This is a genomic window from Fictibacillus sp. 18YEL24, assembly GCF_015903855.1.
Lineage (GTDB): Bacteria > Bacillota > Bacilli > Bacillales > Fictibacillaceae > Fictibacillus > Fictibacillus phosphorivorans_C.
This window is the reverse complement of sequence record NZ_JACZDT010000006.1, coordinates 25,465-45,121: the sequence shown is the minus strand read 5'-3', so window position 1 is coordinate 45,121 and position 19,657 is coordinate 25,465. Positions and strand designations below refer to the sequence as shown.

Sequence of the window (19,657 nt, the reverse complement as noted above, 5' to 3'; positions counted from 1 at the left end):
AGGGTTGGAAATTTCATACAGAATGTTATACCAAAGACATATCAATTAGTTTACAATTATTACATACAGATTATTCTGTCAACTATCGTTACAAAAGAGGTGTATATATGAGCTTTTCATTTACGAGTTATCTGAAGAGGCTTCGATCGATCTTGATCGGCGTTTTGATTATCAGCTTTCTTCCTTCTATCTTTTTTGGTATCGCACCACTACAAAGCATGAAGCTTTGGGAGTACACCATCGAGAATCGAAAATATAGTCTTTTCCCAGATATTTTTGATAAGTTTTTTTACTCGATGACTATTTTCTTTACAGCACTACTCCTAGGTCTCCTAGTAGCATTATTGCTGACTTTCTTAGCAACACTGCTGCCAAGACCATTAAAACGCGCCGTCTATGGATTTTTAACACTATTAGAATCATTACCAGACCTTTTTATCGTTATCGCGCTACAAGTTTCAGCAGTATATATTTTTAAGAAGACTGGATTATTAATCGCGAACGTTTCTGGTGTCTACGACAACCGCATCTATTTTTTTCCGATTCTAACACTATCTGTCCTGCCAACGATTCAACTCTTTAAGATTACCTTTCTACTAATGAAAGAAGAACAAAACAAACCATACATAACCGTAGCACGAGCGATGGGACTCGGAAACCTCTACATCACGCTCAATCACGTGTTCCGTAATATCATGACCAGTCTCTTTCAATATTCCAAGACCATCTTTGTTTTTATGCTTTCGAACTTATTCATTTTAGAATACGTCTTTAACTTGAACGGAATCATGACCATCATGCTGAACACACAAGGTGTTTCATTTATCATAACGGTCTTGTTTATCGCGATTCCTTTCTCCTTTCTGTTCGAGGTTATGGAATCATACCGCGGAGGCATAAACGTCCAAAAGGAGGATGCAGCATGATCGTTCGATTGCTTAAACAGCCGCAGTTCTTAATAGGATTTCTATTTATTGCGAGTTTAATTTTATTAAGCTTTATTTATCCATCTCTCATGGATGTTCAAAAGGAATCTAAGTTTTTATATGACGAGAATGAGGTCATCGTTGGGGTAGCTCCATTCTCACCAAAAGATATGCCTCCATTTGGAACGGATATGAACGGAAAGCACTTGTTGTATCTTGTTCTAGAAGGCGCAAAGTATACGATCCTCATCACGTTAGTCATTGCATTTCTTAGAATTTTCTTTGCCCTTTTCTTTTCCTTGTTTCATAGAAAATCGAAGAGTACATTCTTTGACGATATCGTACAAGCTACCCTCTATATTCCAACAGCTATCTTAGCTTATATGTTCATGGTTCCGCTCTTTGTTAAAGACGCTACTGAACCGATGGGCATGATGACTCTTATTATGTTGCAATGCTTGATACTCGTTGGTATCGGGGTCCCGCCATTGGTATCAACCTTTTCTGAAGAGATCCGCTCAATCCTAGCAAAAGATTATATCGTCAGTACTTTTTCATTAGGATCGAAAAAGCCGTATGTTTATTACAAGCATGTCCTGCCTGAACTAAGCTCAAAACTTCTGCTTTTATTTGCTCAGCAAGCTATTCAAACATTAATTCTGTTAGCGCACTTAGGTGTTCTTGCCGTTTTTATCGGTGGATCTAAAACAGTAATGATGGGTGATATCTTTAACTTAACGCCCGCTACCATATCATTAAGCGGCGAATGGGCCGGAATCATCGGCCAGTCGTATCAGAAGCTCTTAACGGCTCCATGGATTATTTTAGTACCGCTATCATTTTTTGCTTTTACAATTTTCTCGATCAATCTCATGATACAAGGTATACAGAACAGCCTCGAATCCAACAAATCATAAGTGAGGTGTGAAACATGTCTAGCAGGCTTTTAGAAATTAACAATCTAAACATAGCGTTCGGCAGTGGGAAAAACGTGTTTAACGCGGTTACAGATATAAGTCTCTCCGTTAGTACTGGACAGACTGCCGCTCTTATCGGCGAATCGGGTTCTGGGAAAAGTATCACTTCCCTATCTGTCCTGAAACTTCTACCAGCTAACGGACGAGCAGAATCAGGCTCTATTCGTTTTGACGATAAAGAAATTTTGCAGATGACAGAAAAAGAGATGCAAAAAATAAGAGGCAACGAGATCTCCATGATTTTTCAAGACGCGATCGCCTCACTGAATCCAGCTATGAAGGTAGGTGTTCAGATTACAGAAGGCTTGAAATATCATAAACAGATGCCGAAATCAGAGCTCAGAACAGTTGCCCTCACGCTCCTTGAACAAGTAGGTTTCCATAATCCTGCACACATTTATGAGCAATATCCCTCTCAGCTATCAGGAGGCATGAAGCAACGTATCTTAATCGCAATGGCCATCTCCTGTAAACCTAAACTGATTATCGCGGATGAACCAACAACCGCGTTAGACGTAACGATTCAAAGGCAAGTATTGGACTTGATTGCTGATTATAAAATACGTGAAGACGCTTCTGTTTTAATGATCACACATGATTTTGGCGTTGTAGCAGAATATGCTGACTGGGTGTATGTGATGTTAGGAGGACGAATAGTAGAATCAGGAGATGTGTTTACGATCTTTAATAATCCGATCCACCCTTATACAAAAGGCTTGATCGGCTGCATCCCAAGTTTAGAGAGCGATGGCGAGCGGTTAAAGAGTGTTTACGATTATTCGTTTGAAGAAGCGGGATACAAGGGAAGAAAATTCGCACCAGAGACGTATTCTATGGAAAGCAAAGTCTATCATGCTCCGTCCTCTCTTATAGAAGTGGAACCAGGTCATTATGTTCGTCTTTTTGATGAGAGCGAGGTGACGATTGTTGGATAAACATTTAATAAGCATCCAAAACCTTTCAAAGTACTTTGTGACGAAAACAGGGACCCATAAAGCAATCGATGGAATCACACTCGATATTTTTAAAGGCGAAACGTTAGGAATCGTTGGGGAATCTGGATCTGGTAAGACGACCCTCGGACGAACGATCATGCGATTGTATGAACCAGAGCACGGAAACATTACGTTTGATGGTCTGGACATCACACATATGCCTAAAAAAAAGTTACGGCCGTACCGCAAAGAATTTCAGATGATCTTTCAAAATCCTTATGAGTCACTTAGCCCTCGTTTAACGGTCGGGGAAATTTTAGAAGAACCGCTTGTTATTCAGAAGATGTTAAGTAAAGAAGAGCGTACGAAGAAAGCTTACAATCTTTTAGAAAAAGTCGGATTGCCAAAGACTTCTTATCTAAAAAAGATCCACGAATTCTCCGGTGGACAGCGTCAGAGGATAGGAATCGCTCGCGCATTGATGCTAGATCCTAAGTTTATTATTGCAGATGAACCTGTCTCAGCGCTCGATGTATCTGTTCAAGCGCAAGTTTTGAATTTATTAAAAGATCTTCAGTCCGAACTAGACCTAACCTGTTTGTTCATCTCACATGACCTTGGCGTGGTTCATTATATGAGTGACCGTGTAGCCGTCATGTACCTGGGCCATCTGATTGAATTAGCCCCAAAAGATGAATTGTATCGAAATCCGATCCATCCTTATACGAAATCTCTTTTATCATCCATTCCGATCGCAGATCCTGAGCGTCGGAATGCATACAGAGAACCTATCATTCTGCCTGAGAAACCGCTCTATCCACCACAGTTGATTCATGTTGGTAACGAGCATTACGTATCTGCGAACATGATCAATATTAAAGAGTTTGAGATTGAGAATAATAGAAACCTTATTCGTAATTAAGCAAATGAAAGAGACTGCCCTCTAAGCAGTCTCTTTTAAAGTCAAATAATTATTTTCGCAACATCACAAACATACTCACACTCATCGCACCTATAGTAAAAATAGACGCAATGATTACCCCGATCCATGCCATGAATAGGTCGTCTCCTGGATAAGCGGGTTCAAGCGTTGCATAATACCAAAAAATCCACCCTAAGAAAAAGAGGAAAAAAGAGTTCCCAACGAACGCCATCTTCACTTTATCCTTCCTCGATCCCCTCCACACTTCAGAAAAAATTACCCACGTAAAAAGACTAAGCGGTATGCACATCATTAGCCCTGCGATGGCGCCATAAGGGAGAAAAAAGAGAATAACAAAAGCTAGTGCGAATAATGCTGTATTCGCCGCAAATAGCATTATACCTGTTTGCCAATAGTTTGTACTTAAAGAACGACTTTTCAATTTATGGGTAATGTTCCTTACTATACCGACAGAGGCAATATCCCTTTGCTTTGTTAAGAGGATTAACGTAAAAACAATTCCAGCTAACAATAAAACCGTCAAAAAAACACCCACTTTTTTACAATAAATTCATCTTATATTATCATTAAAGTGGAGAAATAGAATATAGCTATTTGGTAGGAGACGTAGAAGGAGGCGCCATCGATGTTTGAACTATTTTTATTATTTTTTGCTATTGCCGTAATTGCTCCCCTTGTTATTAAATACACGACTAAACCGAATTATCAAAAGGTGGCAGAAAAAACTGAACTTCCACCGAACTTGGGGATTCGTGAAGATTTACATTTACAAAAAAGTGTAAGAAACATGGAGAAAGCTCTCCCTCGTGAGTTCAAAGAAAAAATAAAGCGCAGATATCTTTCAGAACACCCGAAGGCAACAGAAGCCTACTTTGAGGTTGTATATTATGAGCTTCAACGCTTCTTTATCATGTGTTCACTTTTAAATAATGTTCCCATGTTCAGTAAAAAGGTGGATGACATCTGGCACGAGATGCTGATGTATACGAAGGAGTATGAAAAGTTCTCTACTGAGCTTTGTGGTGAACCCATTCATCATGCTCCGAATGATGTTGTAGAACCCGATCCACATGGAAGAGCTTGGTTTGATTTTTTGTACGCAAAACTTTTTACGTTTACTGATTTTACACATATCGCTTGGGGTAGTTTCTTTCAAAATCCTCTTCACTACGGATTTTTACAGGAGCTAAACGCACTATCTATTGAAGAGTTAAGTAAAAAATACTTTAGAGAAACAGCAAACAAAGAAACCGTTACTGCTCTGCTCATAAAAATTAAAGGAGATATAAAGCGTGTATCCCATGATAAAAATCCTTATAAAGGATTAAAGGTTTCACCTCATTCCATAGATAGTGCACCGATCTTAGCTGGTGCGATGCTTTATTATTCCTATAATCATTATGAAGACTATGATATGCACATGGCAAAATTAAGTCCCGCTTCTAACTATTACTCAGGCAACACAACCGCCTGTGGAAGTGGGTGTGGCAACCATCGTGACGACAATGGCGGACATGACAGCAGCAGCGATAGCGGGAGCAGCTGTGGAAGCAGTTGCGGTAGTGGATGCGGAAGTAGTTAAAGCCTAGCATTACACTCTAAATAAAAGCAAAAGCCCTGCAAGTGACTCAACATCACTTAGCAGGGCTTTCTTCTTAATTCTCTTCTACTTCTTTACGATTCTTTTTAAAGATTTTGGAGAGCACTTCATACACGATCGGCACGATGATAAGTGTCAATAGTGTAGAACTTGCTAAGCCGCCGATTACGGTAACACCAAGACCTTTAGAGATCAGCCCGCCACCACCTGAGCCGACTGCCAACGGAATCAATGCTCCAATTGTAGCGATAGCTGTCATCAGGATCGGACGAAGACGTGTTGCTCCTGCTTCTAGGATCGCATCACGCATACTCATTCCTTCGCGTTCCATGTGAATGATTCGGTCTACGAGTACGATGGCATTCGTTACAACGATACCGATCAACATCAACAGCCCCATCATTACGGATACAGAGATGGTCTCATCTGCGATCAATAGACCGACAAATGAACCAATCACAGCAAATGGAAGTGAGAACAGGATCGCAAACGGTGCGACACCTTCACGGAAGGTTACGACAAGTATGAAATACACGATCGCGATTGCCGCAAGCATTGCCGCTCCAAGCTGTGTAAAGGTTTCGTTCATATCAGCCTGAACACCTGCAACTCCAACGGTAACTCCTTTTGGCATATCCAGTTTATCGATGTCTTTTTGGACTTCCGAAGTTGCTTTGGACATATCATCGCCAATTGCCTTACCAGACACGGTGGCATAATACTCCCCTTTACTTCGGGCAAGGGTATTAAGTGTTGTTCCTTTTTCAACCGTAACGAGCTCAGATAACGGCATTGTCGTGCCTAGAGCTGTTGGTACCTGTCTTGCTAAAATATCATCTACGGACTTAGGTTGTTTCGTTTGCTCCTGCTGAACGATAACGTCTAGTGTATCTCCGTCTTTTTCGATCGTCGTTAAGACATCATCCGCTTTCATGGGATTGAGCATCATCACGATCTGACCTGTTGTTAGTCCATATTTTAGAATCTCATTCTGATCGACGTTAAACGTATGCTCGACGAACGCATCCTTCGCGCTCGAAGTAACATCCTCTAACTGATCGTTCTTCTTCATGGCTTCTTCTGCCATCTTCACCGCTTTATTGAGTTTATTCAGATCTTCACTGTAGAACGTATAGCTGACTTCGTTTTCCGCTCCTGTTGAGGCAGCGAAGTTCTGACTCTTCCATTCGCCTGATTGACCAAGGTCAGCGACATAGTCTTCTATTTCATCTCGCACTTCTGGGAAGTTCTCCATTTCTGGATCAAAGATGAGGTACATGAGTGCCCCGCCTTCTCCTCCACCGGCCATAGCCATCATGGGATCTGCGTTATCTGAAACAGAGATTTGAACGATATCGATATAATCACGTTTTAGCATCTTTTCTTCTAATGCTTCTACGTTTTTCAATGTTTCTTCTTTAAGCTCCCCGGCTTTTGGTGTGTATGTTAAATACATAACTTTGTCTTCTTCACTGCCCATGAAGCTGAAACCGATAATAGGAGTTAAAGCTAAACTACCTGCAAGTAAAAGGACTGCCAAGATAGAAGTGATAATTTTATGATTAAGAGATTTATTAAGAATCCCTTTATACCATTTTGCTAATTTACCAGTTTCTTTATGGCTGCTTTCTGTCTTTTCGCTATACAGCTTCTTTTTAAACAAAAAGTGTGATAATGCTGGAACGATTGTTATGGCAACAATGAGAGATGCCCCAAGCGCAAATGTCATCGTTAACGCGAAAGGCGCGAACAGTTCGCCTACCATACCACCCACAAAGATAAGCGGAGCGAACACCGCAACCGTTACGAGTGTGGAAGAAAGGATCGGCTTGAACATCTCAATCGTTGCTTCTCTTATTAACGCACGTCCGTTTAATTTTTCTTCTTTCAAATGCAGACGTCGATAAATATTTTCTACGACAACGATAGAGTCATCGATTACACGACCGATCGCAACCGTAATTGCCCCTAGTGTCATGATGTTCAACGTGATATCCATCCAGTTAAGCACCAATAACGCCATGAAGATTGAAACTGGGATAGAGATGATTGAAATGATCGTCGATTTAAAATCACGAAGGAATAACAGAATGATCAGTACGGCAATCAATCCGCCAAACAATGCTTTTTCAATCATGGTTGCTACTGAATCTTCAATCGGTTTTCCTTGGTCGAGTGACACATCAATAACAAGACCATCTACTTTTGATTTTTCTTCTTTAATCAGTTCTTTTACACCATTCACGACATCAACGGTGTTGGCTTGCTGCTCTTTCACGATTTGAATGGCGATCGCTTCATCTCCGTTTGTTCGAGAAACGGATTCCACTTTACCTACCGTTTTAATATCCGCGATCTCACTAAGCTTTACAAACGGCGTTGGGTTTGTCGCAGATGGTGTTACCGGAATCATCATGTTCTTCAGTTCATCCGAAGTCATGAACTTTCCATCAACGGCAACTGCTTCTTCACCTTTTTCAAACTCATACAGTCCTAATGAAACGGCCATGTTGCTTGCTTGAATCATTTCTTTCACTTTATCTTCTGTTAGATCATACTGTTTCAGCTTATCTTTTTTATATGTAAGATCTACTTCTTCGATATGCTGACCCGTAATCTTAGCGGATGCCACACCATCAATTTTCTCGATCTTAGGAAGTATAATCTCTTCTACCGTTGATGTTAATTCAACGATATCCTCTTTCGTGCTACTTACACTTAGTGCAGCAACTGGCATCATGTTCATGCTGATAGCTGTCACAGTCGGCTCCTCAGCCGTTTCTGGCAATTCAACTGCATCCAGTGCAGATTGAAGCTCACGCTTTGCCTCGTCCATGTCTATTCCGTATTCGTACTCCACTTGGAGATTAGACATGTTTGAATAAGAATTCGAATAAACGGCTTTAACGTCTTCAAGCCCTTCTACCGCTTTCTCGATCGGCATCGAAATATCTTCCATTACTTTCTCTGGAGTAGCTCCAGGATAAACGTCCATCACCATCAAGTATGGAATTGAAACATCAGGAATCGTTTCCATATTCATGCGTGTTCCTGAATAAATACCTGAGACTGTTATAATAATGGTAAGCAGCCATACAGCTAATTTATTCATTAAGACAAAATTAACTAAACCTTTCATTCATCCACCAACCCCTAATTGACTTATCCAACTCAATTACTTATACTAATGACTGATTGGTCATTTGTCAATGAATTACTTAGGAGCGATACAATGAGTAAGAAACAATTAATCATGGAAAGTGCCTTAGAACTTTTTGCACAGCAAGGGTTTGACGCCACATCTGTACAACAGATCACAGAACATGCCGGCATCTCAAAAGGTGCATTCTATTTATCTTTTAAATCAAAAGACGAACTGATCAACGGTCTGATTGACCACTTTATGCTGAGTCTCATCTCAGATATTGACCAAGTAGTCAAAAATCACGAAACAGATGCTAATCTTTTATACGAATTCTACCAAGCTGCGTTTCATTCATTTCAAAAGCATTCTGATTTCGCCAAGATCTTTATTAAAGAACAATCCAAAACCTTGAACGAAGAGCTTATCTCAAAGATCCATCAATACGATAAACTCATCGATAACATCATTCTAGGTATGTTAGACCGCATATATGGGGAAGAAATCTCACAGACTCGTTATGATTTAATTTATTGTGTGAAGGGCTTTATTCATACGTATTCACACCTGATCCTGTTCTTCGACGTTCCACTGGATCTTCATACATTGAGTCGCTCACTTGCAGAGAAAACAGCACTGCTCGCCAAGCATTCAGAAACAACATTTATCACAGAAGAGCTTTACCATACGATAAATGAGCCTTTTCATGTTCATGTAACAAAAGAACAACTGGTAGAAATGGTAGAACAAAAGATAGAGGAAGTGGATGATTCAACGCTAGAAGAATCATTAACCCTTCTGAAACAGCAGATGATTGAACCAAGTCTCAGTCCTGCAATTGTAAAAGGATTGATCTTAAACCTGAATAATTCTCCAGCATGTAAGCAGATTGCTTTTTTGATTCAGGGTTGTTTGGGAGTATAGTTTTGAAAGTGTTGATCTCCGCTCCGGGATGCTCGCTTTCCGGGGGGTGTGCGGTGAGCCTCTTAGCGCTCTGCGCTATTAAGAGTCTCACCTGTCCCACTGATCCCCCAGGAGTCTCGCACCCTCCTCTACAATCAACATGTCAAAGATGAAAATGAAATACAGTAATTCCAAAGTAGATTTGTTTTAGAACTGCACTGCATTACGATACCCCAACGTCTGAACTACGCACTCCAAAAAACAAGAAAAGGGTAAAGCAACCACATTTAAACTTGGTCGCCTTACCCTTTAATTACAATTCTTATCTCTTTTTAAGTTCTTCCACAATCAGCTTGTTCACAAGTGGAGGGTTTGCTTTCCCTTTTGTTTCTTTCATCACTTGCCCAACAAGGAATCCGACTGCTTTTTCTTTTCCGTCTTTATAATCCCCAACGGATTGCTCGTTCGCATCAAGGATCTTCACGACGATTTCGCGGATTGCTCCTTCGTCTGAGATCTGCACGAGACCTTTTTCTTTTACGATTTTCTCTGCGTCGCCACCGTTCTCGATCAACTCTTTGAAGACCGTCTTCGCGATCTTGTTAGAGATCGTTCCGTCAGCGATCAGCTTAATCATACCAGCAAGACCTTCAGCTGTTAGAGCCGTTTGGTCTAGCTCTTTATTTTCGTTGTTTAAGTACGCACTCACTTCACCCATGATCCAGTTGGAAGCTTGCTTCGCATCTGCACCAGCTGTAATTGTTGCTTCAAAGAAATCAGCCATCTCTTTTGTCATCGTTAACACTTTCGCATCATATTCAGGTAACCCGAAGTCACCTACATAACGCTTTTGACGAGCATCCGGTAGCTCCGGAATGTCTGATTTCACACGATCCATCCACTCTTCATCAATAAAAATGGATACGAGGTCAGGCTCTGGGAAGTAACGATAGTCGTCAGATCCTTCTTTTACACGCATCAGGATTGTCGTTTTCGTCGCTTCGTCATATCGCCGAGTCTCTTGAAGAATCTCTCCTCCAGCTGAAACCACTTCACGTTGACGCTTCTCTTCATGCTCTAACCCTTTTTGTACGAAAGCAAACGAGTTTAAGTTCTTAAGCTCTGCTTTTGTTCCAAACTTCTCTTGACCTACCGGACGAATTGAGATGTTAGCGTCACAGCGCAATGAACCTTCTTCCATCTTACAGTCAGATACACCTGTATATTGAATGATCGCTTTAAGCTTTTCTAAATATGCATAAGCTTCTTCTGGCGTACGAATATCTGGCTCGGATACGATTTCAACAAGAGGCGTTCCTTGACGGTTTAAATCGACAAGTGATCCGTCTGCCGTATGCGTCAGCTTACCTGCATCCTCTTCCATATGGATACGCGTGATGCCGATTTTCTTTTTGTTTCCGCCCACTTCTATCTCGATCCAGCCGTGTTCACCGATCGGCTTATCAAATTGTGACACCTGATAGGCTTTCGGGTTGTCTGGATAAAAGTAGTTCTTGCGGTCAAATTTTGTTTCTCTATTAATTTCGCAGTTAAGCGCAAGTGCTGCACGCATCGCAAAATCTACAGCTTGATGGTTCACAACAGGTAACACGCCAGGATGTCCTAAGCAGATCGGACACACATTCGTGTTTGGCGGTGCACCAAAGTTTGTAGAACAGCCGCAGAAAATCTTAGTGTTCGTTTTTAATTCAACGTGTACTTCTAATCCAATTATCGTTTCAAATTCGCTCATTTTCTGCACCCCCTACAGCTTCGGCTTTTCTGTGTGATGATCTGTTGCTTGTTCAAACGCATGTGCTACGCGATAAATCGTGCTCTCATCAAAATGCTTACCGATGATCTGAAGTCCGATCGGCAGTCCATCTGAGAATCCACAAGGTACAGAGATCGCAGGCACACCAGCTAAGTTAACCGGAATCGTTAAGATATCGTTCATGTACATCGTTAATGGATCTTTCGTCATAGATCCACATTTAAACGATGCAGATGGCGTTGTCGGTCCGATGATTACATCGTATTTTTCAAAAATGTTCGTAAAGTCTTCTTTAATCAGCGTACGAACTTTTTGTGCTTTTTTATAATAAGCATCGTAGTATCCAGAGCTTAACGCGAACGTTCCAAGCATGATGCGGCGTTTTACTTCCTCACCAAACCCTTCGCTTCTAGACTGCTTGTACATCTCGATCAAGTTCTCGCTGTTATCTGAACGCAGTCCGTAACGAACGCCATCAAAGCGTGAAAGGTTAGCAGAAGCTTCAGATGATGACAGCAAGTAGTACGTTGCAAGCGCATAGCGAGAATGCGGCAGAGACACTTCCTCCCATGTTGCTCCAAGTCCTTCAAGTATTTTTAGAGCTTCCATCACGCGCTCTTTTACGCCAGGTTCTACACCTTCACCAAGGTATTCTTTTGGAACCGCAATCTTAAGTCCTTTTACATCACCAGTAAAAGAAGCCAAGTAATCTGGGATGTCCACTTTTGCAGAAGTAGAATCCATCGGGTCGTTTCCTGCAATGGCTTGCAGCAGGTATGCATTGTCTTCAACGTTACGCGTTACAGGACCGATTTGATCCAGTGATGACGCGAACGCGACTAAGCCGTAACGAGAAACCAGTCCGTACGTCGGCTTTAATCCAACAACACCACAGAACGCAGCAGGTTGACGAATCGAGCCACCTGTATCAGAGCCTAGTGAGAAAAGAACTTCTCCCGCTGATACGGATGCCGCAGATGCACCGGAAGAACCTCCTGGTACACAAGAAAGGTCCCATGGGTTGTGTGTTGGGTGGAATCCGGAGTTCTCGTTTGATGAGCCCATCGCAAATTCATCCATGTTCAATTTCCCGATCGTGATCGTGTCCGCTTGATTCAAGCGTTCCACAACGGTCGCATCATAGATCGGTTCAAAGTTTTCTAAAATGCGAGACGCACAAGTTGTACGAATCCCTTTAGTTACGATGTTATCCTTTATTCCGATCGGCATACCAAAGAGCAGTCCTCTGTCAGCACCGGAAACGAGCTTTTCATCTAATTGTTTAGCCTTAATGCGGCTGTATTCTTCATTTAGGGTTAAAAACGCCTTTACTTTACCATCTACTTGATGAATGCGGTCAAACGTCGCATCCACAATGTCAGTTACACTCAATTCTTTTGTATGTAATAACTGATGAAGTTCTGAGATCTTTTTATCTAAAATCGACATACGTGGTCTTTCCTCCTACTCCAAAATGTTCGGAACTTTAAACTGGCCATCTCTTTCTGAAGGCGCATTTTTCATCGCCTCATCAACTGATACAGAATTTCTCACTTCGTCTTTGCGAAGGATATTCTTCAGTTCCAGAACGTGTGTAGTCGGCTCCACGTTATCTGTATCGAGTTCGTTCAGTTCTTCAGCAAACCCGATGATCTTATCTAATTGTTCAGTCAGCAATTCGGCTTCTTCCTCCGTAACCGCTAACCTGGCTAAATGCGCCACGTGCTTCACTTGATCTTTCGAAATTCGAGACAAGCATGCCACCTCCAAGACTTTCTATACGAAAAGTATTATTCTGATGATAACAAAAAGCTTGCTGTATAAGCAACTTGAGGACGGAACATTCACGAAATTGAGTTATTTTTGTGGGGTTTCCGCGGGATTGTGGCTTTGTTTGCGGGAGGTGAGCCCGTTTTACGGTACGTGTTTTTATATTTATTACGCGTTCACCGGTAATTGGGTTGTTTTCACCTGTAATAACTGTGCTTCCACCGGTATATGAGCTGTGAGCACCGCTGTGAAGCGTGTGACCACCTGAAGTTGGACCGCTATCACCTGAAGCCCTCACTTACACCACATAAATAGCCCTCAAAATAGAAAAAAGAATCTACTTTTACATAGATTCTTCCGTCATTGATACTAAATGCTTTAGATTCCCCACTCATGAAGCTCTAAACGGCGCACGCCTTCTTTTACATAAGGATCTTCTTCTGCTAATTGTTTCGCTTCATCTAATGATTCAGCTTTATAAACGACCATACCACCTGCTCCGTTTAAGAATGGTCCTTTCAGATGAACTTTATCTTGTGCCACAAGCTCTGCTAGGTAATCTAGGTGAGCCTGACGGAACTCTTGATTGAGCTCTGGTTTTTCCATATGTAAAATTGCTGCGAAATATGCCATGTTTGTTACCTCCCTCATCGTTACTCTCATCTTACTATAGTCAGCTCCAAGCACAAAAGAAAAACATCCGGTGAGGAAAACCAGATGTCTTAATCTTTTCCGTAGCTCGAGTCTTTCGTTGGATGGCGAAGCATACCCTCTTTCGGCGGTGCTTTCTTTTCGATCAGGTCGCGGTTTATATTTGTGTTCCATCCGATATCGTTCGTCGGATGCACCCACTCTTCTCCTGCCATCACTTCTGGATCTGTATCTGTGCTCCAGTTGTTCAGTGGCGAATTCTTTGAATCGTAAAAACTATCTCCGATCACGACACCATGCTCGTTTACAAACGGCGCTTCCATCTTCATTCCTGTACCTTTAAAATCAGGAGAACTGATCTGGTGAGGCAGCGTTTCATCCAGATCGACTTCAGGAACACTCTTCTGTTGCTTTTTATCTTTTGACATCTTCACACCTGCTTCCATATCGTTATACGATTAACTTCTCCTGAAGCCGCGTGTACAATCCATTTTTTTGTTTGCAAGATTGTGTGAAGACTTATAAACCTTTTTGAGGACTTATAAAAAAATTTGAAGACTTATAAAATTTTTTCAAGACTTATAAATTCTGATGAAGACTTATAAATGAAAATTACCACAGAAAAAAACCCTTTCTCAGGCGAGAAAGGGCACAGTTTTTAATAATTAAAGTGTTTCTGAAGTTGTTTTTGCTTGCATGTGAAGTGTTAGGTAGTCTGGGCCACCCGCTTTTGAGTCAGTACCAGACATGTTGAATCCGCCAAACGGCTGGTATCCAACGATTGCGCCAGTACATCCACGGTTGATGTAGAAGTTACCTACGTGGAACTCTTCACGTGCACGCTCGATATGCTCACGATTGTTAGAAAGAAGTGCACCTGTTAGACCGTACTCAGTGTTGTTTGCAATTTCCATCATGTGATCGAAGTCACGTGCTTTACATACAGCTACAACTGGTCCGAAGATTTCTTCTTGCATCAAGCGAGCTTTTTCATCTACATCAGCAAAGATTGTAGGCTGGATGAAGTATCCTTTAGAGTCGTCGCCTTCTCCACCAGTCATCAGACGGCCTTCTTCTTTTCCGATTTCGATGTATTTCATGATTTTGTTGAAAGAAGCTTGGTCGATTACTGGCCCCATGTATGTGCCAACTTCTTCTGGATTACCCATCGTTAAAGTTTTAGTAAGAGCTACTGCTTTTTCTAAAACTTCGTCGTAAACGTCTTGGTGGATAACCGCACGAGATCCAGCAGAACATTTTTGTCCAGAGAATCCGAACGCAGAGTAAACGATTGAGCTAGCTGCTAATTCAAGATCTGCATCACGGTCAACAACAACTGTGTCTTTTCCGCCCATTTCAGCGATTACACGCTTTAGCCAGATTTGGCCAGGGTGTACTTTTGCTGCGCGCTCATAAATACGGCAACCAACCTCACGCGAACCTGTGAATGATACGAAGCGAGTTTTCGGGTGATCTACTAGGTAGTCACCGATCTCTGCACCGCTACCAGGAACGAAGTTAAGAACGCCTGCAGGAAGTCCTGCTTCTTCCATCACTTGAACGAACATAGCTGCGATAACTGGCGTAGTGTTCGCTGGTTTCAACAATACTGTGTTACCTGTAACGAACGCCGCTGCTGCAGTACCTGCCATGATCGCAAACGGGAAGTTGAATGGAGAGATAACGATACCTACTCCAAGTGGAATATAGCTAAATTTATTAATTTCGCCTTCACGGCTTACAACTGGTTGTCCAGCTTTAAGCTTGATCGCTTGGCGTGCATAGTATTCTAAAAAGTCGATTGCTTCAGCTGTATCAGCGTCAGCTTCTTTCCATGGCTTACCTGCTTCTTTTGTAAGCATAGCGGAGAATTCATATTTACGGCGGCGGATGATCGCTGCTGCACGGAACAAGATGTTCGCGCGGTGTTCAGGATCCCACTTTTTCCAAGATTCAAATGCAGTTAATGCAGCTTGCATCGCTTGTTCAGCGTGATCTTGAGTCGCTTTGGAAACAGATCCAATCACTTCTTCTTTGTTAGCTGGATTTATAGAAACAATTTTTTCGTCTGTCGTGATCTTTTCACTGCCGATAACAAGCGGAAACTCTGTACCAAGCTTTGAGTTAATTACCTTTAACCCTGCTTCGTAAGCTTCCTTGTTTGCAGGAACTGAAAAATCCATAAATGGTTCATGACGGTATTCACGTGTCATAATAAATTCCCCTCCTATTAAAGCGTTTTCATTATTCGGTTTCCCACGTTCATTCTACATGAACATAACGGTTTGTTCAAACAAACTGATAATAGTCAGAATTCTTTATTTTCAAGGGATATCGTGCATTTTTGTATCTTTTTTCTTTGTAGTGAATGAATAGTAAAGTTTTACGTGATTTTTTTAGAAGATTTAAGAGTGAAACGAATAAATATGAGTTTTAGCCGCTGTTAAGTATATTTTTCCAAGAGAGTCTTTGAAAGTGGTTCACTTTTGTTCAATATAGTTCCGTTTTGTATTGCACAGAGCTGTCTTCAGGTGGTCCCGGTGCAATTTCAGGTGGTCACATGCGTGTTAGCAGTGCTCACAACCACTTTTCAGGTGAAAACGAAGTATTTTAAGGTGGAAACAGCCAACTTAGCGGTGAACGTGTAACAAACATAAAAACACGTACCGTAAAATCGCCAACCGTAGTGCGGACTGCATCCCCAGGCACTTCTCAACTTGCACAATAAAAACCCACTAACCATAACGGTAGTGGGCTTTCAAAACATCCTTATTTACGATAAATATGCACGAACGGTTCTTCCTGTGTTGTTTCATCTTTCACGATGAGCGCCTCTGGCTGATCAACGGCTGAACCGATGTATACTTCTATCGGTACGTTCGGCAACTCTCCTAGTGCGGATGTTGCTACGAACTGGGTAAAGGAGATGATTTCTGCTTTACCGCGGAACTGCACCGGAATCTCAATCGTTAACCGCTCAAGGTTACCGTCTTTATAGTACCCTTTCCCGATCACGCCGATATAGTTAGGGAAATATTCCTGTACCTTTGATTTAAAAGTCGTGAACTTTTCGTAGTCACTTCTCTTCTTTTTTGATGCTGCGTCAGATGGGAACAGCACATAATCTTCATCTACGTCTTCCCATGAACTTACTGAGTTGCTTCCTTTTTTCACAACGCCTGAAGCGAAGAAGTTTCCTGGTGTTACAGAATCACGTTCTTCTTCTTGATAAAGAGCAAATACGATCGGCACATCTTTAAGCTTTGAATCTGTGCGCAAACGGCTTGCCACTTGTCCAGCTATTTTCTGTGCTTCTTGTTTCACTTTTTCACGCTCAAGCTTAACTTCACCAGGGTAGATCAAGCCTTGTTGGTTAACGTCATAATAGTACGTGGAGTTAAAGGATAACCCGACTACCACACCGCCAAGCTTTACTTTCCCATCACCGCTTTGAACAAGATAGTTATGTTCTAATACATAAGAAAGATACTTAGGGTTGTTCTTGTTTGCTTCTAGCATCTTATTTTTGTATTCGGGATCACCTTCGTCTACTTTTGCACCAAGCTTAGGGTTCAATCCTGTTTGATCAAGCTTGCTCTTGCTTTTTCCTGGTTCTTCATCTGCTCTTTTCAGCCAGTTCGTAACCGTTGGCTCATTTAAGATCTGTCCTTCTTGGAAAAAGTACTTGTCGGTACTGAATGTGTCTTGAGCGATGCGCATTAAGCCCATCTCGAACTCGTTAATATCAAGCCGGTTATCAACGCCATAACGGATTACACCACGGGCACCACCTGGTTCGAACGGAAAAATACTTCGGTAGTACTTTTCACCAGTGTTAATCTCCCCTGTTATAATCGCTTTCTCATCTTTTTTGCCCTTTTCTTGCACGATCTTTTCTTCTTTTTCCAGCTCGTCGCCACCCCAGCAGCCGGTCAAAAGCAGTAAAGTACTTAAGAAAAGGAGCCCAACCCGTTTCATCATCACGGACACTCCTCTAGTATTGTTGGTTAGCTCTCGCCAATCTTATTTGTTAAGCTCGTCCACCAATTTCTGCTCATCCCAAACCTCAATACCAAGGGTCTTCGCTTTATCAAGCTTAGATCCGGCATCTTCTCCTGCGATCAGCATATCTGTATTCTTACTCACGCTTCCAGTCACTTTCGCTCCTAAGCGCTCCAATTTTTCTTTTGCATCATTACGAGTTAGAATGGATAGTTTTCCTGTTAACACTACCGTTTTTCCTGCAAACGGCGTATCCAGATCTTCAACTTTTACAAGCTTCGGACCTTTGTATTCCATGTTCATGCCAAGAGTCTTCAGCTCAGCGACAAGCTCGTGCACTTCTGGCTTTGAAAAATAAAGAAGAATCGAGTCTGCCATCTTTTCACCAATCTCTTCAACAGCTAATAACTCGTCTTTAGAAGCACTCATCAAACCATCCATCGATTCAAAACGCTGTGCGATCGTTTTTGCCGCTTTCGCTCCGACATGGCGAATGCCAAGCCCAAACAGAAGACGCTCTAAAGAATTTTCTTTCGACTTTTCGATCGCTGCAAGCAAATTATCTACCGACTTCTCACCCATACGCTCTAATTCTAACAGTTTCTCACGCTCTAGCTTAAACAAATCGGCAAAGTTTTGAATTAATTTTTCTTTAAATAACTGTGCGACTACTTTTTCACCAAGTCCATCAATGTTCATGGCGTTTCGAGATACAAAGTGGATGAACCCTTCTCGAATCTGTGCCGGGCATTGCGGATTCAAACAGCGCAGTGCTACTTCTCCTTCTAAACGCTCTAGCTTGCTGTCGCACTCTGGGCATTCGGTCGGCATATTAAAATCGATCTCATCACCAGTTCGGCGCTCCGTAATCACATTCACGACTTCTGGAATGATGTCACCGGCTTTTTTTACCACAACATAATCGCCGAGCTTGATGTCTTTTTCGCGGATCAAGTCTTCATTATGTAACGAAGCACGCTTTACCGTCGTTCCCGCGACTAAAACAGGCTGCAGCAGCGCAGTGGGAGTGACAACACCCGTACGTCCTACGTTCAACTCGATGCCTTCTAGTTTTGTTACTACTTCTTCAGCAGGGAACTTGTACGCAATCGCCCAACGCGGGTTCTTCGCAGTAAATCCTAGTTCCTCTTGCTGATACAGAGAGTTCACCTTGATTACGATCCCATCGATCTCATATGGAAGGTCTGGTCGCTTCTCCTGCCAGCTGTTCACATATTCAATCACTTCTTCGATGTTCGCGCACTTCTTCCACTCTGGATTCGTTTTAAAACCTAAGTGGTTTAAGTACGTTAAGCTTTCGTCATGCGAATCGACCGAATGACCTTCAAGCTTTCCTACACCATAAAGAAATATATCAAGGTTACGGCTCGCCGCGATCTTTGGATCGAGCTGACGTAAAGAACCCGCTGCTGCATTCCGTGGATTTGCAAACAGCTCTTGTCCTTCTTCTTCTCGATGTGCGTTCAGCTTTTGGAAAGATTTTTTCGGCATGAACGCCTCGCCTCGTACTTCGAGCATCACATCTTCTTTTAACTTAAATGGAATAGAACGTATCGTTTTTAAATTATTCGTTATATCCTCACCAATTGTGCCGTCTCCGCGTGTAGCTCCACGAACGAAACGACCATCTTGATACGTGAGGGATACGGCTAGACCGTCAATCTTGAGTTCGGCAACATATGATACGTTCGAACCTACCCCATCTCTCACACGGCGGTCAAAATCTCGCAGATCTTGATCATTGAAGGCATTGCCGAGACTTAGCATCGGTACGGTATGTTCCACTTTTTCAAAAAAGTCCAAAACAGCACCGCCTACACGTGAGGTAGGCGAGTGCTCGTCATGAAGTTCTGGATGATTGTTTTCAAGTTCGATCAGCTCTTTCATAAGCTGATCATATTCAGCATCAGGTACAGACGGCTTGTCTAGTACGTGATATTCATAATTATATTTTTCTAGCATTTCCCGGAGTTCCAGGATGCGTTCCTTGGCTTGTTCTTCGTTCAACCCGTT

16 protein-coding genes are annotated in these 19,657 nt (G+C 42.0%); 6 read left to right on the top strand and 10 right to left on the bottom strand.

Going from position 1 to position 19,657, the window contains the following annotated elements; genetic code table 11:
- Window positions 1-107: 107 nt before the first annotated feature.
- Genes HU823_RS17830 through HU823_RS17815 form a run of 4 tightly spaced genes read left to right on the top strand, consistent with a single transcriptional unit; the run spans window position 108 to window position 3,760 of the window.
- Complete coding sequence (locus tag HU823_RS17830; protein WP_197222895.1) at window positions 108-926, top strand: ABC transporter permease subunit; 819 nt, start codon at window positions 108-110, stop codon at window positions 924-926.
- A complete protein-coding gene (locus tag HU823_RS17825; protein WP_197222894.1) occupies window positions 923-1,843 on the top strand; it encodes a hypothetical protein in 921 nt (306 codons plus the stop codon). The genes HU823_RS17830 and HU823_RS17825 overlap by 4 nt, the downstream gene beginning before the upstream one ends.
- Before the next feature lie 14 nt (window positions 1,844-1,857).
- Complete coding sequence (locus HU823_RS17820) at window positions 1,858-2,838, top strand: ABC transporter ATP-binding protein (protein WP_197222893.1); 981 nt, start codon at window positions 1,858-1,860, stop codon at window positions 2,836-2,838.
- Window positions 2,831-3,760: an ABC transporter ATP-binding protein gene (locus HU823_RS17815; RefSeq protein ID WP_197222892.1), complete on the top strand. Its 930-nt coding sequence runs from the start codon at window positions 2,831-2,833 to the stop codon at window positions 3,758-3,760. Before HU823_RS17820 ends, HU823_RS17815 begins: the two co-directional genes overlap by 8 nt.
- 49 nt (window positions 3,761-3,809) lie before the next feature.
- On the opposite strand, the gene HU823_RS17810 is transcribed toward HU823_RS17815, so the two are convergent.
- A complete protein-coding gene (locus tag HU823_RS17810) occupies window positions 3,810-4,304 on the bottom strand; it encodes a hypothetical protein (RefSeq protein ID WP_197222891.1) in 495 nt (164 codons plus the stop codon).
- A gap of 102 nt (window positions 4,305-4,406) precedes the next feature.
- Here HU823_RS17810 and HU823_RS17805 point away from each other — a divergent pair, with 102 nt between their 5' ends.
- Complete coding sequence (locus HU823_RS17805) at window positions 4,407-5,363, top strand: hypothetical protein (RefSeq protein WP_197222890.1); 957 nt, start codon at window positions 4,407-4,409, stop codon at window positions 5,361-5,363.
- 73 nt (window positions 5,364-5,436) lie between these two features.
- Here HU823_RS17805 and HU823_RS17800 read toward each other — a convergent pair whose 3' ends face one another.
- Window positions 5,437-8,520 (bottom strand): efflux RND transporter permease subunit, encoded by a 3,084-nt coding sequence (locus tag HU823_RS17800; protein WP_144704408.1) that lies wholly within the window; start codon window positions 8,518-8,520, stop codon window positions 5,437-5,439.
- A 93-nt stretch (window positions 8,521-8,613) separates the two neighbouring features.
- Between HU823_RS17800 and HU823_RS17795 the strand changes: the two genes are divergently transcribed.
- Window positions 8,614-9,447: a TetR/AcrR family transcriptional regulator gene (locus tag HU823_RS17795; RefSeq protein WP_197222889.1), complete on the top strand. Its 834-nt coding sequence runs from the start codon at window positions 8,614-8,616 to the stop codon at window positions 9,445-9,447.
- 301 nt (window positions 9,448-9,748) lie between these two features.
- On the opposite strand, the gene gatB is transcribed toward HU823_RS17795, so the two are convergent.
- The 8 genes from gatB to ligA all read right to left on the bottom strand — a co-directional run bounded on the left by gatB (window position 9,749) and on the right by ligA (window position 19,651).
- Complete coding sequence (gene gatB / locus HU823_RS17790) at window positions 9,749-11,179, bottom strand: Asp-tRNA(Asn)/Glu-tRNA(Gln) amidotransferase subunit GatB (protein ID WP_197222888.1); 1,431 nt, start codon at window positions 11,177-11,179, stop codon at window positions 9,749-9,751.
- Between the two features lie 12 nt (window positions 11,180-11,191).
- On the bottom strand, window positions 11,192-12,649 hold the full coding sequence (gene gatA, locus HU823_RS17785; RefSeq protein ID WP_197222887.1) for an Asp-tRNA(Asn)/Glu-tRNA(Gln) amidotransferase subunit GatA: 1,458 nt from the start codon (window positions 12,647-12,649) through the stop codon (window positions 11,192-11,194).
- 15 nt (window positions 12,650-12,664) lie between these two features.
- Window positions 12,665-12,955, bottom strand: a complete 291-nt coding sequence (gene gatC / locus HU823_RS17780) for an Asp-tRNA(Asn)/Glu-tRNA(Gln) amidotransferase subunit GatC (protein ID WP_066390841.1) — start codon at window positions 12,953-12,955, stop codon at window positions 12,665-12,667.
- Window positions 12,956-13,348: 393 nt separating this feature from the next.
- Window positions 13,349-13,603 (bottom strand): YciI family protein, encoded by a 255-nt coding sequence (locus tag HU823_RS17775; protein ID WP_197222886.1) that lies wholly within the window; start codon window positions 13,601-13,603, stop codon window positions 13,349-13,351.
- Window positions 13,604-13,692: 89 nt separating this feature from the next.
- Complete coding sequence (locus HU823_RS17770) at window positions 13,693-14,049, bottom strand: DUF3905 domain-containing protein (RefSeq protein ID WP_197222885.1); 357 nt, start codon at window positions 14,047-14,049, stop codon at window positions 13,693-13,695.
- A 237-nt stretch (window positions 14,050-14,286) separates the two neighbouring features.
- Window positions 14,287-15,834, bottom strand: coding sequence for an L-glutamate gamma-semialdehyde dehydrogenase (pruA, locus tag HU823_RS17765; protein ID WP_197222884.1), 1,548 nt, complete (start codon window positions 15,832-15,834; stop codon window positions 14,287-14,289).
- 556 nt (window positions 15,835-16,390) lie between these two features.
- Window positions 16,391-17,602 carry a CamS family sex pheromone protein gene (locus HU823_RS17760; protein ID WP_197222883.1) on the bottom strand — a complete coding sequence of 404 codons (1,212 nt, stop codon included), beginning with the start codon at window positions 17,600-17,602 and terminating at the stop codon, window positions 16,391-16,393.
- A 42-nt stretch (window positions 17,603-17,644) separates the two neighbouring features.
- Complete coding sequence (gene ligA, locus HU823_RS17755; RefSeq protein WP_144704429.1) at window positions 17,645-19,651, bottom strand: NAD-dependent DNA ligase LigA; 2,007 nt, start codon at window positions 19,649-19,651, stop codon at window positions 17,645-17,647.
- Window positions 19,652-19,657 lie beyond the last annotated feature (6 nt).